The 13542-nt window shown below is 61.1% G+C and carries 16 protein-coding genes; 11 read left to right on the top strand and 5 right to left on the bottom strand.

Annotated features, from left to right (window positions below; all coding sequences use genetic code 11):
- Positions 1-7 precede the first annotated feature (7 nt).
- Genes phnL through phnP form a run of 5 tightly spaced genes read left to right on the top strand, consistent with a single transcriptional unit; the run spans position 8 to position 3811 of the window.
- Positions 8-712: a phosphonate C-P lyase system protein PhnL gene (gene phnL, locus ACOWVD_RS09555; RefSeq protein ID WP_019453319.1), complete on the top strand. Its 705-nt coding sequence runs from the start codon at positions 8-10 to the stop codon at positions 710-712.
- A complete protein-coding gene (phnM, locus tag ACOWVD_RS09550; RefSeq protein WP_015376433.1) occupies positions 712-1848 on the top strand; it encodes an alpha-D-ribose 1-methylphosphonate 5-triphosphate diphosphatase in 1137 nt (378 codons plus the stop codon). The genes phnL and phnM overlap by 1 nt, the downstream gene beginning before the upstream one ends.
- Positions 1848-2417, top strand: coding sequence for a ribose 1,5-bisphosphokinase (gene phnN, locus ACOWVD_RS09545; RefSeq protein WP_021504235.1), 570 nt, complete (start codon positions 1848-1850; stop codon positions 2415-2417). Before phnM ends, phnN begins: the two co-directional genes overlap by 1 nt.
- A complete protein-coding gene (locus tag ACOWVD_RS09540) occupies positions 2414-3016 on the top strand; it encodes a DapH/DapD/GlmU-related protein (RefSeq protein ID WP_015376431.1) in 603 nt (200 codons plus the stop codon). The genes phnN and ACOWVD_RS09540 overlap by 4 nt, the downstream gene beginning before the upstream one ends.
- Before the next feature lie 12 nt (positions 3017-3028).
- Entirely contained in the window at positions 3029-3811 is a 783-nt protein-coding gene (gene phnP / locus ACOWVD_RS09535) for a phosphonate metabolism protein PhnP (RefSeq protein ID WP_164095761.1), read from the top strand.
- On the opposite strand, the gene ACOWVD_RS09530 is transcribed toward phnP, so the two are convergent.
- Positions 3768-4400 carry an NAD(P)H-binding protein gene (locus ACOWVD_RS09530; protein ID WP_197763690.1) on the bottom strand — a complete coding sequence of 211 codons (633 nt, stop codon included), beginning with the start codon at positions 4398-4400 and terminating at the stop codon, positions 3768-3770. The two genes, phnP and ACOWVD_RS09530, sit on opposite strands and share 44 nt — an antisense overlap.
- A gap of 30 nt (positions 4401-4430) precedes the next feature.
- On the bottom strand, positions 4431-4871 hold the full coding sequence (locus ACOWVD_RS09525) for a YhbP family protein (RefSeq protein WP_306377067.1): 441 nt from the start codon (positions 4869-4871) through the stop codon (positions 4431-4433).
- Between the two features lie 433 nt (positions 4872-5304).
- Between ACOWVD_RS09525 and speFL the strand changes: the two genes are divergently transcribed.
- The 4 genes from speFL (at position 5305) to ACOWVD_RS09505 (ending at position 9616) form a co-directional block, all read left to right on the top strand.
- On the top strand, positions 5305-5409 hold the full coding sequence (gene speFL, locus ACOWVD_RS09520; protein WP_004933443.1) for a leader peptide SpeFL: 105 nt from the start codon (positions 5305-5307) through the stop codon (positions 5407-5409).
- Between the two features lie 273 nt (positions 5410-5682).
- Positions 5683-7845, top strand: coding sequence for an ornithine decarboxylase SpeF (gene speF / locus ACOWVD_RS09515; RefSeq protein ID WP_306377066.1), 2163 nt, complete (start codon positions 5683-5685; stop codon positions 7843-7845).
- Between the two features lie 62 nt (positions 7846-7907).
- Positions 7908-9224, top strand: coding sequence for a putrescine-ornithine antiporter (gene potE / locus ACOWVD_RS09510; protein ID WP_421105597.1), 1317 nt, complete (start codon positions 7908-7910; stop codon positions 9222-9224).
- 86 nt (positions 9225-9310) lie between these two features.
- Positions 9311-9616: a GIY-YIG nuclease family protein gene (locus ACOWVD_RS09505; RefSeq protein ID WP_164095758.1), complete on the top strand. Its 306-nt coding sequence runs from the start codon at positions 9311-9313 to the stop codon at positions 9614-9616.
- On the opposite strand, the gene ACOWVD_RS09500 is transcribed toward ACOWVD_RS09505, so the two are convergent.
- Both ACOWVD_RS09500 and ubiT read right to left on the bottom strand, forming a co-directional pair.
- Positions 9603-10106: a GNAT family N-acetyltransferase gene (locus ACOWVD_RS09500; protein ID WP_021504238.1), complete on the bottom strand. Its 504-nt coding sequence runs from the start codon at positions 10104-10106 to the stop codon at positions 9603-9605. The genes ACOWVD_RS09505 and ACOWVD_RS09500 overlap by 14 nt on opposite strands.
- Positions 10100-10621 (bottom strand): ubiquinone anaerobic biosynthesis accessory factor UbiT, encoded by a 522-nt coding sequence (gene ubiT, locus ACOWVD_RS09495; RefSeq protein ID WP_421105596.1) that lies wholly within the window; start codon positions 10619-10621, stop codon positions 10100-10102. Before ubiT ends, ACOWVD_RS09500 begins: the two co-directional genes overlap by 7 nt.
- A 258-nt stretch (positions 10622-10879) precedes the next feature.
- On the opposite strand from ubiT, the gene ubiU reads away from it, so the two are divergent.
- Entirely contained in the window at positions 10880-11875 is a 996-nt protein-coding gene (ubiU, locus tag ACOWVD_RS09490; protein ID WP_033631633.1) for a ubiquinone anaerobic biosynthesis protein UbiU, read from the top strand.
- An 11-nt stretch (positions 11876-11886) separates the two neighbouring features.
- Positions 11887-12765, top strand: a complete 879-nt coding sequence (locus ACOWVD_RS09485) for a U32 family peptidase (protein ID WP_049243044.1) — start codon at positions 11887-11889, stop codon at positions 12763-12765.
- 307 nt (positions 12766-13072) lie between these two features.
- Here the strand turns inward: ACOWVD_RS09485 and ACOWVD_RS09480 are convergent, their stop codons facing one another.
- Positions 13073-13492 (bottom strand): hypothetical protein, encoded by a 420-nt coding sequence (locus ACOWVD_RS09480; RefSeq protein ID WP_134954209.1) that lies wholly within the window; start codon positions 13490-13492, stop codon positions 13073-13075.
- Positions 13493-13542: the final 50 nt, after the last annotated feature.

Raw genomic sequence — 13542 nt, 5'->3', positions numbered from 1 at the left:
ATAACAGATGACTATGCAAATCCGAGTTGAACATCTCAGTAAAACCTTTGTGCTGCATCAGCAGTACGGCACCCGCCTGCCGGTGCTGCACGACGCCAACCTGACGGTCCACGGCGGCGAATGCGTGGTGCTGCACGGCCACTCCGGCAGCGGCAAATCCACCCTGCTGCGTTCGCTGTACGCCAACTACCTGCCGGACAGCGGCCATATCTGGATCAACCACCAGGGCGACTGGCTGGACATGGTCAGCGCCGACGCGCGCCAGATTCTGGCGGTGCGCCGCCATACGCTGGGCTGGGTCAGCCAGTTCCTGCGGGTGATCCCACGCATCAGCGCGCTGGAGGTGGTGATGCAGCCGCTGCTGGAACAGGGCGTCGAGCGCGCCGAGTGCCGCGAACGCGCCGAAGCGCTGCTCGCTGCGCTCAACGTGCCGCAGCGCCTGTGGCCGCTGGCGCCGTCCACCTTCTCCGGCGGCGAGCAGCAGCGGGTGAACATCGCGCGCGGCTTTATCGTCGACTACCCCATCCTGTTGCTGGATGAACCGACCGCCTCGCTCGACAGCCGCAACAGCGCGGCGGTGGTGCAGCTTATCGAACGCGCCAAGGCGCGCGGCGCGGCGATCGTCGGCATTTTTCACGATGAAGGCGTCCGCCGACAGGTCGCCGACCGGCTTTATGACATGCAGGCGCCGCAGGCGCTGGAGGCCCTCTGATGATCGTCAATAACGTTAAGCTGGTGCTGGATGACCAGGTGGTGCAAGGCTCGCTGGAGATGCAGGACGGCGTGATCCGCAGCTTCGCCGACGGCCCGAGCCGGCTGCCGCAGGCGCTGGACGGCGACGGCGGCTGGCTGCTGCCGGGGCTGATCGAGCTGCATACCGACAACCTGGACAAGTTCTTCACCCCGCGCCCGAACGTCGACTGGCCGGCCCATTCGGCGATGAGCAGCCACGATGCGCTGATGGTGGCCAACGGTATCACCACGGTGCTGGACGCGGTGGCGATCGGCGACGTGCGCGACGGCGGCCACCGGCTGGAAAACCTGCAGAAGATGATCGACGCGGTGATCCACAGCCAGCGCGCCGGGGTGAACCGCGCCGAGCATCGGCTGCACCTGCGCTGCGAGCTGCCGCACGAGAGCACCCTGCCGCTGTTCGAACAGCTGATGGACAAGCCGGGCGTGTCGCTGGTGTCGCTGATGGACCATTCGCCGGGCCAGCGCCAGTTCGCCTCGCGCGAAAAGTATCGCGAATATTATCAGGGCAAATACCACCTCAACGACCAGCAGATGAGCGAGTACGAGGAGCAGCAGGTCGCCCTGTCCGCCCGCTGGGCCGCGCCGAACCGCGAGGCGATCGCCGCCCACTGCCGCGCGCGCCGCATCTCGCTGGCCAGCCATGACGACGCCACCGCCGCGCACGTGGCCGAATCCTGCGCGCTGGGCAGCGCCATCGCCGAGTTCCCCACCACCGAGGCGGCCGCCCGCGCCTCGCACCAGCAGGGCCTGCAGGTGCTGATGGGCGCGCCAAACATCGTGCGCGGCGGTTCCCACTCCGGCAACGTGGCGGCGCACCACCTGGCGGCGCTGGGGGTGCTGGATATTCTCTCTTCCGATTATTACCCGGCCAGCCTGCTGGACGCGGCGTTTCGCCTCGCAGCGGACGAGCGCAACGCCTACGATCTGCCCCAGGCGGTGCGTATGATCACCCGCAACCCGGCGCGGGCGCTGGATCTGCAGGATCGTGGCACCCTCGCCGAAGGATTACGGGCGGATCTGGTGCTGGCACGGCCGCACGGCGAGCACGTTTATGTGCAGAACGTGTGGCGTCAGGGCAGGCAGGTGTTCTGATGGCGCGGCTCATCTATCTGATGGGGCCTTCCGGCGCAGGCAAGGACAGCCTGCTGGCCGCGCTGCGGGCCGACGCCGACCGCGCGCCGCTGGTGGCGCACCGCTACATCACCCGGCCGGCGGACGCCGGCTGCGAGAATCACATCGCGCTGAGCGAACCCGAATTTCTGCGCCGCCGCGCCAAGGGGCTGTTCGCGCTCGACTGGCAGGCCCACCAGCAGCGCTACGCGTTCGGGATCGAAGTGGATCTTTGGCTGCTGCAGGGGATCGACGTGGCGGTCAACGGTTCGCGCGCCCACCTGCCGCAGGCGCAGCAGCGCTACGGGGCGCAGCTGCTGCCGGTGTGCCTGCAGGTCAGCGCCGCGATCCTGCGCCAGCGCCTGCAGGATCGCGGGCGGGAAAGCGCCGAACAGATCGAGCAGCGGCTGGCGCGGGCGGCGGAATATCAGCAGAGCCTGCCCGCCGGCTGCCGGGTGCTGCACAACGACGGCCCACTCGACGACACCCTGGCGGCGCTGCTGGCGCTGCTGCCGACCTCTACCCGACAAACTCAGGACGCGACGCCATGAACGACTTCGCCCAGCCGAAAATCGGCGACAACGTGACCCTTAACCGCACCCGGCTCGGCCAGTATGTGCACCTGGCCGACGATGCGATTCTGGAAGAGGTGGAGATGGGGGACTACTCCTACACCGCCGGGCACAACCAGATCTTTTACGCCACCATCGGCAAGTTCGTCTCCATCGCCTCCTATGCGCGCATCAATCCCGGCAACCACCCGACCTACCAGCGCATCGCGCAGCACCACTTCACCTACCGCGCTTCCGAATACGGGCTGGGGGAAGATGACGCGGCGTTCTTCGACTGGCGGCGCGAGCACCACGTCACCGTCGGCCACGACGTGTGGATCGGCCATAACGCCATCCTGATGCCGGGCGTCAGCGTCGGCAACGGCGCGGTGATCGGCAGCGCGGCGGTGGTCACCAAAGACGTGGAGCCCTACAGCATCGTCGCCGGCGTGGCGGCCAAAAAGATCGGCATGCGCTTTGACGACGCGCTGATAGAACGCATCGAACGCAGCCAGTGGTGGCACTGGGATCACGCCACGCTGCAGGCGCGGCTGGCGGATTTTCGCGACATCAACCGCTTTGCGCAGAAATACCTTTAACGGAGGGGAGCGATGCAACTGACCTTTCTCGGCACCGGCGGCGCGCAGCAGGTGCCGGTGTTCGGCTGCGACTGCCCTATCTGCCAACGGGCGCGGCGCGAGCCGGCATTTCGGCGGCGAGCGTGCAGCGCCATGCTCAACTATCAGGGGGAAACGACCTTATTGGATGCGGGATTACCGGCTTTGGAGCGGCGATTTTCGGCGGGGCAAATTCAACGTTTTTTACTGACACATTACCACATGGATCACGTTCAGGGGTTATTTCCTTTGCGTTGGGGGTGCGGAAATTCCATTCCAGTATATGGCCCGCCGGATGAACAGGGCTGCGACGACCTGTTCAAACACCCCGGCATTTTGGCGTTTCAGCCGCCGCTGGCACCCTTCGCCACCGTCGAACTGGGCGGCATGCGCATCACCCCGCTGCCGCTGCAACACTCCAAACTGACCCACGGCTATCTGATCCAGGCGGCGGGCGCTGCGCTGGCCTACCTGACCGACACCGTCGGCCTGCCGCCGGCCACCGCCGACTATCTGCAGAATGTGGCGCTGGATCTGCTGGTGCTCGACTGCAGCCTGCCGCCTCAGCCGCAGGCGCCGCGCAACCACAACGATCTGACCCGCGCGCAGGAGACGCAGCGGTTGCTGCAGCCCAAACGCACGCTGCTGACGCACATCAGCCATCATCTCGATCTGTGGCTGCTGGACCACGAACTACCCGCCGGGCTGGAGCTGGCGTTCGATCACCTCAGCGTCAGCCTCGGTAGCAGTGCAGCCGGTCCGACTCCAGCACCCTGACCCCTTCGCCCGGCGTGAACGCCTGCTGCAACAGCGTCTGCGCCACGTCTTTGGCGGCGACCGCCCGCCATTTGCCGGGCAGCAGCCTGAACAGCGGCAGCGTGAGGCGCTCCATCAGGCGCGGCGCAGGGCGATCCCCCACCAGCATGGAAGGCCGCACCAGCGTCAGGCGCGGCCAGTATTGTTCGCGCAGCGCCTGCTCCATCTCGCCTTTGGTGCGGTTATACAGGAAGGTGGAATGCGCATTGGCACCCAACGCGCTCACCACCAGACAGTGCTGCGCCCCCAAGCGGCGGCCGGTCAGCGCGCTCTCCACCACCAGTTGGTAATCGACGTAGCGGAAGGCATCGGCGCTGCCCGCCGCCCGGCGGGTGGTGCCCAGGCAGCAGAACACCAGATCGACCGGCTGCTGCAGGCCGCTCAGTAGCTCGAACAGCGCATCGCCGACCGGATTGGTCAGCTTGCCGTGCGGCGGCAGCGGCGTGCGCGTCGGCGCCACGATGGCCGTTATCTGCGGATCGCTTTGCAACCGCTGCAACAACTCGCGCCCCACCAGCCCGGTTGCGCCGACTAACAGTGCTCGCGCCATGCGATCTCCCGTTGTAATCAATACGTCGACTTAAAGTATAGACCGCGCCCAGTGCAGCTTCTTGCCGAAGCCGAGGGTGTTGTCGGTCATCTTCACCTCGTGCAGATCCAGCCGCCAAACCGAGGCCTTCATCGCCCTGGCGATCGGGAAGCGCTTGCAGTAACGCGCGCGCGCCGCCTCGGCCTCTTCGCCGCTCAGCAGCACCGCCTCGGCGCGGTATTGCACGCCGCGGATCAGCGCGATGCTTTTCGGCTTCGGCGCGATGGTGCCGACCACCCGGCCGTTGTTCAGCATCAGCCCGCCGTGGCGGGTGTGCGGTTCGGTCATCAGCCACAGCGCCATCGTCGCGGCGTCGAACACGTAAAAACAGTTGGCGCACCACATGTCGAGGTCGTCGCCGGCGCACAGCGTCAAGACGTGTTGTTTACCGATAAAATCCGCAATCTGCTGCCGTTGTTCTGGGGTATTCAAGGTTACTCGCCTCCCTGTTCACTCACTTCATCTTACCCTGCGTTGTTGAGGCGAGTCACAAATAACGATAATCATCAAAAATCTCGCATGAATATAAAAGCATTATATTTGAATTTTTACCCACAATAACATAAGGCAGGTTGATAACATAAATAACACAATGCGGATTTATTTGATCGTTATGCAGCCGGTTATTTGACCGCTTTTTTTATTCCTTCTCGAGCGGCATCAAAATTAAGCGCTCAAGGCCCGAGAACATTAGCAATTCATTTACATGCCAACCTCTGCGTCTGGATGATACTTATGCAACACATTGCATAACCGGTGAATAGTTATTTATCCAAACCGGCATTTATGTGACGATAGTCACGATTTTAAGCCAATCCTGCGCTAAAATAGCGCCATCTTTTCACTCAGCAAGGTGGATTAGAAAATGGAAAACAATAACCGAAAAATGGCGCACATCAGGCGTACAACCCATATTATGATGATGGCTCATCGCAGCTGCTTTAGCTTCGCATTCTTCAACTACAGATAACCCTCCCCCTCGCTCTTACACCGTTGTTAAGAGTGTCTTTGCGTTTCACTTTATTCTCCGCACTCCGGTGATAATGTCTTTTTCTCGCTAAGCGGGAAGGGCGCGCAATACATTTTTAATTTCGGCCAAGCGCATCCAATATAAATAAAACAGCGAACACAGTTAATGCCTTTCGGCATCACTGGGTTCTCGCACACCTTTATTTTCGTGAAGGCGTTAGCGGCAAATGAAATTATTTGCCGGCGGAATGCCTTTGCCTGAAGAATGAGAAAAATGAAAAAACTAAAAATTGCCGCCAACACCCAAACCCTCGGCTGCTTTGAAACTGAACGCGACATCGTCGATGTGCATCACAGCGATTTCAATGACGTCGCCGCCATCGTGCTGTCGGTAGACGACGTCGCGCAAGGCATGGTGGCGCGCATCGAAGAACACGGCCTGAACATTCCGCTGTTCGTCGCCGTCTGCTGCGAAGAAGAGCTGGATAACGCCGTCTTGCCGGCGCTGCATGGCGTGTTTGAGCTGTGCGGCAAGAATACCCAGTTCTACGGCAAACAGCTGGAAGCCGCCGCCGCCAAATATGAGAGCGAGCTGCTGCCGCCGTTCTTCAACACGCTGACGCAGTATGTGGAAATGGGCAACGCCACCTTCGCCTGCCCCGGCCACCAGGGCGGCGAGTTCTTCCGCAAACACCCGGCGGGCCGCCAGTTCTTCGACTTCTACGGCGAAACGATTTTCCGCTCCGACATGTGCAACGCCGACGTCAAACTGGGCGACCTGTTGATCCACGAAGGCGCGCCTTGCGCCGCGCAGCAGCACGCCGCCAAGGTGTTCAACGCCGACAAGACCTACTTCGTGCTCAACGGCACCTCGGCCTCGAACAAGGTGGCGACCAACGCCCTGCTGACGCGCGGCGACCTGGTGCTGTTCGACCGCAACAACCATAAATCCAACCACCACGGCGCGTTGATCCAGGCCGGCGCTACGCCGGTTTACCTGGAAACCGCCCGTAACCCGTTCGGCTTTATCGGCGGCATCGACGCGCACTGCTTCGACGAACGCTACCTGCGCCAGCAGATCCGCGAAGTGGCGCCGGAACGCGCCAACGAGGCTCGCCCGTTCCGCCTGGCGATCATCCAGCTCGGCACTTACGACGGCACCATCTACAACGCCCGCCAGGTGGTCGACAAAATTGGCCACCTGTGCGACTACATCCTGTTCGACTCCGCCTGGGTGGGCTATGAGCAGTTCATTCCGATGATGAAAGACTGCTCGCCGCTGCTGCTGGAACTGAACGAAAACGATCCCGGCATCATCGTCACCCAGTCGGTGCACAAACAGCAGGCCGGTTTCTCGCAGACCTCGCAGATCCACAAAAAAGACAAGCATATCAAGGGGCAGAGCCGCTACTGCAACCACAAGCGCTTCAACAACGCCTTTATGCTGCACGCCTCCACCAGCCCGTTCTACCCGCTGTTCGCCGCGCTGGACGTCAACGCCAAGATGCACGAGGGCAAGAGCGGCCAGCGCCTGTGGCAGGAGTGCGTGCGCGTGGGTATCGAAGCGCGCAAAATGCTGCTGGATACCTGCACGATGATCAAACCGTTCGTGCCGGATCAGATCGACGGCAAGCCGTGGCAGGCCTATGACACCGCGGCGATGGCCAACGATCTGCGCTTCTTCAACTTCGTGCCCGGCGAGAAGTGGCACGCCTTTGAAGGCTATGCCGAATCGCAGTACTTCGTCGATCCGTGCAAACTGCTGCTCACCACGCCGGGCATCGATACCGCGACCGGCAGCTACAGCGAGTTCGGCATCCCGGCGACCATTCTGGCCAACTACCTGCGTGAAAACGGCATCGTGCCGGAAAAATGCGATCTCAACTCGATCCTGTTCCTGCTGACGCCGGCGGAAGACATCGCCAAGATGCAGCATCTGGTGGCCCTGATCGCCCGCTTCGAGAAGCACATTGAGCAAAACTCATTGCTCAGCGAGGTGCTGCCTGCGGTCTATAAAAACCACCAGCAGCGCTACAAAAACTACACCATCCGCCAGCTGTGCCAGGAAATGCACGACCTTTACGTCAGCTATGACGTTAAAGAACTGCAAAAAGAGATGTTCCGCAAAAGCTATTTCCCACGCGTGGTGATGAACCCGCAGGACGCCAATACCGAGTTCGTGCGCGGCAATGTGGAATTGGTGTCGCTGGTCAAGGCCGAGGGCCGCATCGCCGCCGAAGGCGCCCTGCCTTACCCACCAGGCGTGCTGTGCGTGGTGCCCGGCGAAATTTGGGGCGGCGCCGCGCAGCGTTATTTCCTGGCACTGGAAGAAGGGATCAATTTATTGCCGGGATTCGCACCGGAATTGCAGGGCGTTTATATCCAACAGGATGAGGACGGCTGGAACCGCGCTTATGGCTACGTCATGAAAAATTAATCACCTTACGGGGCGGCGATTATTCTCGCCGCCCGGATCGCATCCTAAAAGAGAAAATGATCATGAGTAAGTCCAATAATAAAATGGGGGTCGTGCAATTAACGATCCTGACCGCCGTGAATATGATGGGTTCCGGCATAATTATGCTGCCGACCAAGCTGGCCGAAGTGGGCACGATTTCGATCGTTTCCTGGCTGGTGACCGCCGTCGGCTCGATGGCGCTGGCCTACGCCTTCGCCAAATGCGGCATGTTCAGCCGTAAATCCGGCGGCATGGGCGGCTACGCCGAATACGCCTTCGGTAAATCAGGCAACTTTATGGCGAACTACACCTATGGCGTTTCGCTGCTGATCGCCAACATCGCCATCGCCATTTCCGCCGTCGGCTACGGCACCGAGCTGTTTGGCGCTACGCTCAGCCCGCTCGGGATCTGTATCGCCACCATCGGCGTGCTGTGGCTTGCGACCGTCGCCAACTTCGGCGGTGCGCGCATCACCGGCAAAATCAGCGGCATCACCGTCTGGGGCGTGATCATTCCGGTGGTGGGCATCTCGGTCATCGGCTGGTACTGGTTCAGCGGCAGCGCCTACGTCGCCGCCTGGAACCCGCATCAGGTGCCGACCTTCGAAGCCATCGGCGCCTCGATCTCAATGACCCTGTGGGCGTTCCTGGGGCTGGAATCCGCTTGCGCCAACACCGACGTGGTGGAAAATCCGGAGCGCAACGTGCCGATCGCCGTACTGGGCGGCACACTCAGCGCGGCGGTGATCTATATCGTTTCGACCAACGTGATCGCCGGCATCGTGCCGAACATGGATCTGGCCAACTCCACCGCCCCGTTCGGGCTGGCCTTCTCCCACATGTTCAACCCGACGGTCGGCAAGATCATCATGGCGTTGATGGTGATGTCCTGCGTCGGCTCGCTGCTCGGCTGGCAGTTCACCATCGCTCAGGTGTTCAAATCCTCCGCCGACAGCGGCTTCTTCCCGAAAATCTTCTCCAAACTGAGCAAGGCCGACGCGCCGGTTAAAGGCATGCTGACCATCGTCGTCATCCAGAGCGGTTTGTCTCTGATGACTATCAGCCCGTCGCTGAACAAGCAGTTCAACGTGCTGGTGAACCTGGCGGTGGTGACCAACATCATCCCGTACATCCTGTCGATGGCGGCGCTGGTGATTATTCAGAAAGTGGCGAAGGTGCCGGACAAAAAGGCGCGCATCGCCAATATCATCGCCGGCATCGGCGCGCTGTACAGCTTCTACGCGCTCTACAGCTCCGGTGAGGAAGCGATGATGTGGGGCGCCATCGCCACCTTCCTCGGCTGGACGCTGTACGGCATCGTCTCGCCGCGCTTCGAGCTGGCGGGAAAAAAGGGGTAAAGCGGTAAGGCACCGGCGGCCGGGGATGGGATTGTGATGGCGAACATGCCATCATACGCCGACCCTGGCCACCGAAACGGCGTACGATGACCGACACTACCCCCACTCCCTGGCACCTCTATATGCTGCGTTTACCGAGCGGCATACTGTATACCGGCATCACCACCGACGTGGCGCGCCGCCTGGCGCAGCATCAGGCCGGCAAAGGTGCCAAGGCGCTGCGCGGCAAAGGGGAGCTGACGCTGGCGTTTCACTGCCAGGTGGGGGATCGCTCAACGGCGCTGAAGCTGGAATACCGCGTCAAACAGCTGAGCAAAATACAAAAAGAGCGGCTGGTGAATCACCCGCCGCTGTCGTTGGAGGATTTGTTGCCGATCGTTAAAAGCGATTAAACGGCGCCGAAAAAGCCACTTCGCCGCTGACGCCATTCAGAGCGTCTTGCGCCAGCGGATACACCTGGAATGCGCTTTCCGTGTCCGGCCAGCGACAATTCAGGCCATAGGCGGCTGCCGGTTTGAAGCCGAAGCGGCCGTAATAGGCCGGATCGCCCAGCACTACCACCGCGGCGTAGCTGAATTCGTTCAGCGAGTCCAAGCCTTCGTACACCAGCTTTTCAGCCAGCCCCTGACGGCGCAGGCTTTCGTCAACCGCCAGCGGCGCCAGCGCCACCCATTGGCGGTCTTCGCCGGCCACATCTACCGGGCTGAACGCGGCATAACCCACTACGCCGCCTTCGTCGTCAGTGGCGACCACGCCCAGCGTCAGCAGGCCGTCTTCGCGCAGCTGTTGCACCAGGTCTGCTTCGTCGTCGCGGCCAAAGGCGCGGCGCAGCAAGGCGTCGATGCCCGCCGCGTCTACCGGGATCTCTACGCGGATCAGCATGATACCGCCACACGGGAAGCCGACGCCGTGCCCTCCTGCAGCCCTGCTTCGACAAAATCAGCCAACTGCAGCAGCCCCGTGCGCAGCGGCGCAGGCATGCTTTCCAGCTCGATGGCGTCCATCAAATTTTTCACATACAGGCCCAATTCGGTATCCCCTTCAATCTGCAGCCGACGCTGAAAGAACAGCGTATCCGGATCTTGCTTGCGCGCCGCGATCAGGATCAGATCGTTGGCGTCGCCGCTGAAGCTGACGTCCGCTTCGGCGTGCTGGCTGACCACCAGTTTGTCGTTTTCTACCGTCATAAACCAGTGTAGCGCCAGATCGCGAACTTCGATCTTTAACCAGCGCGATTCGAGAAATTCCAGTTCGCCATCCGCCAACGCCTGGCGGAACTGCCAGCTCAGCACCTGTTGCAGCAGCTGGCGCTGCAGGGCGAACGGCGTGAATTTCAGCGGGATGCGCAGCAGCGACGGCCCCTGGCGCACAAGGCGTGCTCGTAGTTGTTCCAACACGGTCATCCACTCCTTTCAATACGGACTACCGCTATTTTGCCACACTGGCGCGCGGCTTCAGCGGTCTATATCAACAAATAGTGCATTTCACCGCCATGTTTATCAATACGCCATAAGCTGCCCCAAATCAAAACCTGTGCGCACCCCTTCGCCTAAAATGGCCTCCCCGATTCGCGTTTGCCGGCGGAACACCGCCGCCGGCAACCTTTAAAGACAGCGTGCGCCCGGCCGGGCGCACGGCTAAGCCAGGATAAATCTATGGAGCTGCTTTGCCCCGCCGGCAACCTGCCGGCCCTGAAGGCCGCGGTAGATAACGGCGCCGACGCCGTTTACATCGGGCTGAAAGACGATACCAACGCGCGCCACTTCGCCGGCCTCAACTTCACCGAGAAAAAGCTGCAGGAAGCGGTTGATTACGTGCATCGCCACGGCCGCAAACTGCATATCGCCATCAACACCTTCGCCCATCCCGACGGCTACGCCCGCTGGCAGCGCGCGGTGGATATGGCCGCCCAGCTGGGCGCCGACGCGCTGATTCTGGCGGATCTGGCGATGCTGGAATACGCCGCCCAGCGCTACCCGCAGCTGGAGCGCCACGTTTCGGTGCAGGCCTCCGCCACCAACGAAGAGGCGATCCGTTTCTACCAGCGCAACTTCGAGGTGGGCCGGGTGGTGCTGCCGCGCGTGCTGTCGATGCATCAGGTGAAACAGCTGGCGCGCACCAGCCCGGTGCCGCTGGAAGTATTCGCCTTCGGCAGCCTGTGCATCATGGCCGAGGGGCGCTGCTACCTCTCCTCCTACCTGACCGGCGAGTCGCCGAACACCGTCGGCGCCTGCTCGCCGGCGCGCTTCGTGCGCTGGCAGCAAACCCCGCAGGGCATGGAGTCGCGCCTGAACGACGTGCTGATCGACCGCTACCAAGACCACGAAAACGCCGGTTACCCGACGCTGTGCAAGGGCCGCTATCTGGTGGACGACGTGCGCTACCACGCGCTGGAAGAGCCCACCAGCCTCAATACGCTGGAGCTGCTACCGGAGCTGCTGGCCGCCAACATCGCCTCGGTGAAGATCGAAGGCCGCCAGCGCAGCCCGGCCTACGTCAGCCAGGTGGCGCGCGTCTGGCGCCAGGCGATCGACCGTTGCCAGGCCAATCCTGCCGCCTACCGCGCCGACGCCGCCTGGATGGAGACGCTGGGCGCGATGTCCGAAGGCACCCAGACCACGCTGGGCGCCTATCACCGCAAATGGCAGTAGCAGGAGGAAACATGAAATACGCACTGGGGCCGGTACTCTACTACTGGCCGAAAACCGACATCGCGGCGTTCTATCAACAGGCGGCGGAGAGCAGCGCCGACATCATTTACCTCGGCGAGAGCGTCTGCACCAAACGGCGCGAGATGAAGGTTAGCGATTGGCTGGCGCTGGCGCGCGAGATCGCCCACAGCGGCAAACAGGTGGTGATCTCCACGCTGGCGCTGCTGCAGGCGCCGTCCGAGTTGAATGAGCTGAAACGCTATGTGGAGAACGGCGAGTTCCTGTTGGAAGCCAACGATCTGGGCGCGGTGAACATGGCGGCGGAGCGCGGCTTGCCGTTCGTCGCCGGCCATGCGCTGAACTGCTACAACGCCTATACCCTGCGCCTGCTGCGCCGCCAGGGCATGGTGCGCTGGTGCATGCCGGTCGAACTGTCGCGCGACTGGCTGGCCAATCTGCTGACGCAGTGCGACGAGCTGGGCTTCCGCCACGACTTCGAGGTGGAGGTGCTGAGCTACGGCCACCTGCCGTTGGCCTACTCGGCGCGCTGCTTCACCGCCCGCTCGGAGAACCGCGGCAAGGACGAGTGCGAAACCTGCTGCATCAAATATCCGCAGGGCCGCATGATGCGCTCCCAGGAGCAACAGCAGGTGTTCGTGCTCAACGGCATCCAGACCATGAGCGGTTACTGCTACAACCTCGGCAACGAGCTGCCAAGCATGCAGGGGCTGGTGGACATCGTGCGGCTGTCGCCGCAGGGCGCCGAGACGCTGGCGCAGATCGACGCCTTCCGCGCCAACGAGCGCGGCGAGCAGCCGCTGAACTTGATCGACCGCGCCGACTGCAACGGCTACTGGCGCCGCGTGGCGGGGTTGGAGTTGGTGTCTTAACGAGGACAGAGCCGGCAGCGGGCGCTGCCGGCTCTGTTTATTTATCAAGATTAATGCGCTCATCTCCACCGTGGAACCAATGGAATAAACTTACACACATCAGGCAGCAGCTTCTGATACCAAAATAAGTGAAAACCGCGATGGCCGCATCTACCAAATGTTCTCCGTATGAAATAATACTCAGTGAGGAGAACGAGACAAGTAACATACTCAACGTTAGCGCAATCATATTACATAGCGGGTTTAAAAGACGTCTGTTAACCATAACCCACCCTCTATTTTTGACACTCTAAAAGCGATTTACTCATCACCAGCGACATTGCCCATTAACGCTATTGGCGTTTTTATTCCCACCCAAGGCACCACCGTTATTCTTATTATTCCCGGCAGGGCTGTTATCTGCGCAAGAGACCGCCCCCATTAAGCCACCGGCAACCGCCATACCTATCATCCCTGGAGGGCCGCCGGAAAAACCGGTAAATGCGCCAATGATAATGCCCATTCCAACCTGATTGGCACAAGAGTTTGACGCACCTCTGCCTGGCCTGTCACGATCGCCGCCGTTATTTCCATCGCCACAACCGCCAATCAATTTCATCTCATCAAAATCAAGCGCTCTTATTGTTGACATATTATTCCATCCTTTAAATAACACGTTATAGATAAAGTTAACGCCAACCATTAATTCCCTAAGCAGATCGACAATTACAACTACCAAAATCAACATAACAAATCAAATTAAAAATAAGAGTAGACGCCCAGCTAAATAAATCACCT

Source organism: Serratia sp. SA088 (genome assembly GCF_049065515.1).
In the GTDB taxonomy this organism is placed as follows: domain Bacteria; phylum Pseudomonadota; class Gammaproteobacteria; order Enterobacterales; family Enterobacteriaceae; genus Serratia; species Serratia nematodiphila.
This window is presented reverse-complemented; position numbering and strand designations above follow the sequence as displayed.

What these genes read in the sequence shown, in the direction of transcription:
- phnN (WP_021504235.1), top strand. Translation starts at nt 1,848, where the DNA reads ATGGCGCGGCTCATCTATCTGATGGGGCCTTCCGGCGCAGGCAAGGAC.
- phnM (WP_015376433.1), top strand. Translation starts at nt 712, where the DNA reads ATGATCGTCAATAACGTTAAGCTGGTGCTGGATGACCAGGTGGTGCAA.
- ACOWVD_RS09505 (WP_164095758.1), top strand. Translation starts at nt 9,311, where the DNA reads ATGACCGACACTACCCCCACTCCCTGGCACCTCTATATGCTGCGTTTA.
- ACOWVD_RS09540 (WP_015376431.1), top strand. Translation starts at nt 2,414, where the DNA reads ATGAACGACTTCGCCCAGCCGAAAATCGGCGACAACGTGACCCTTAAC.
- phnP (WP_164095761.1), top strand. Translation starts at nt 3,029, where the DNA reads ATGCAACTGACCTTTCTCGGCACCGGCGGCGCGCAGCAGGTGCCGGTG.
- speFL (WP_004933443.1), top strand. Translation starts at nt 5,305, where the DNA reads ATGGAAAACAATAACCGAAAAATGGCGCACATCAGGCGTACAACCCAT.
- ubiU (WP_033631633.1), top strand. Translation starts at nt 10,880, where the DNA reads ATGGAGCTGCTTTGCCCCGCCGGCAACCTGCCGGCCCTGAAGGCCGCG.
- ACOWVD_RS09500 (WP_021504238.1), bottom strand. Translation starts at nt 10,106, where the DNA reads ATGCTGATCCGCGTAGAGATCCCGGTAGACGCGGCGGGCATCGACGCC.
- speF (WP_306377066.1), top strand. Translation starts at nt 5,683, where the DNA reads ATGAAAAAACTAAAAATTGCCGCCAACACCCAAACCCTCGGCTGCTTT.
- ACOWVD_RS09485 (WP_049243044.1), top strand. Translation starts at nt 11,887, where the DNA reads ATGAAATACGCACTGGGGCCGGTACTCTACTACTGGCCGAAAACCGAC.
- phnL (WP_019453319.1), top strand. Translation starts at nt 8, where the DNA reads ATGACTATGCAAATCCGAGTTGAACATCTCAGTAAAACCTTTGTGCTG.
- ACOWVD_RS09480 (WP_134954209.1), bottom strand. Translation starts at nt 13,492, where the DNA reads ATGTTGATTTTGGTAGTTGTAATTGTCGATCTGCTTAGGGAATTAATG.
- ACOWVD_RS09530 (WP_197763690.1), bottom strand. Translation starts at nt 4,400, where the DNA reads ATGGCGCGAGCACTGTTAGTCGGCGCAACCGGGCTGGTGGGGCGCGAG.
- potE (WP_421105597.1), top strand. Translation starts at nt 7,908, where the DNA reads ATGAGTAAGTCCAATAATAAAATGGGGGTCGTGCAATTAACGATCCTG.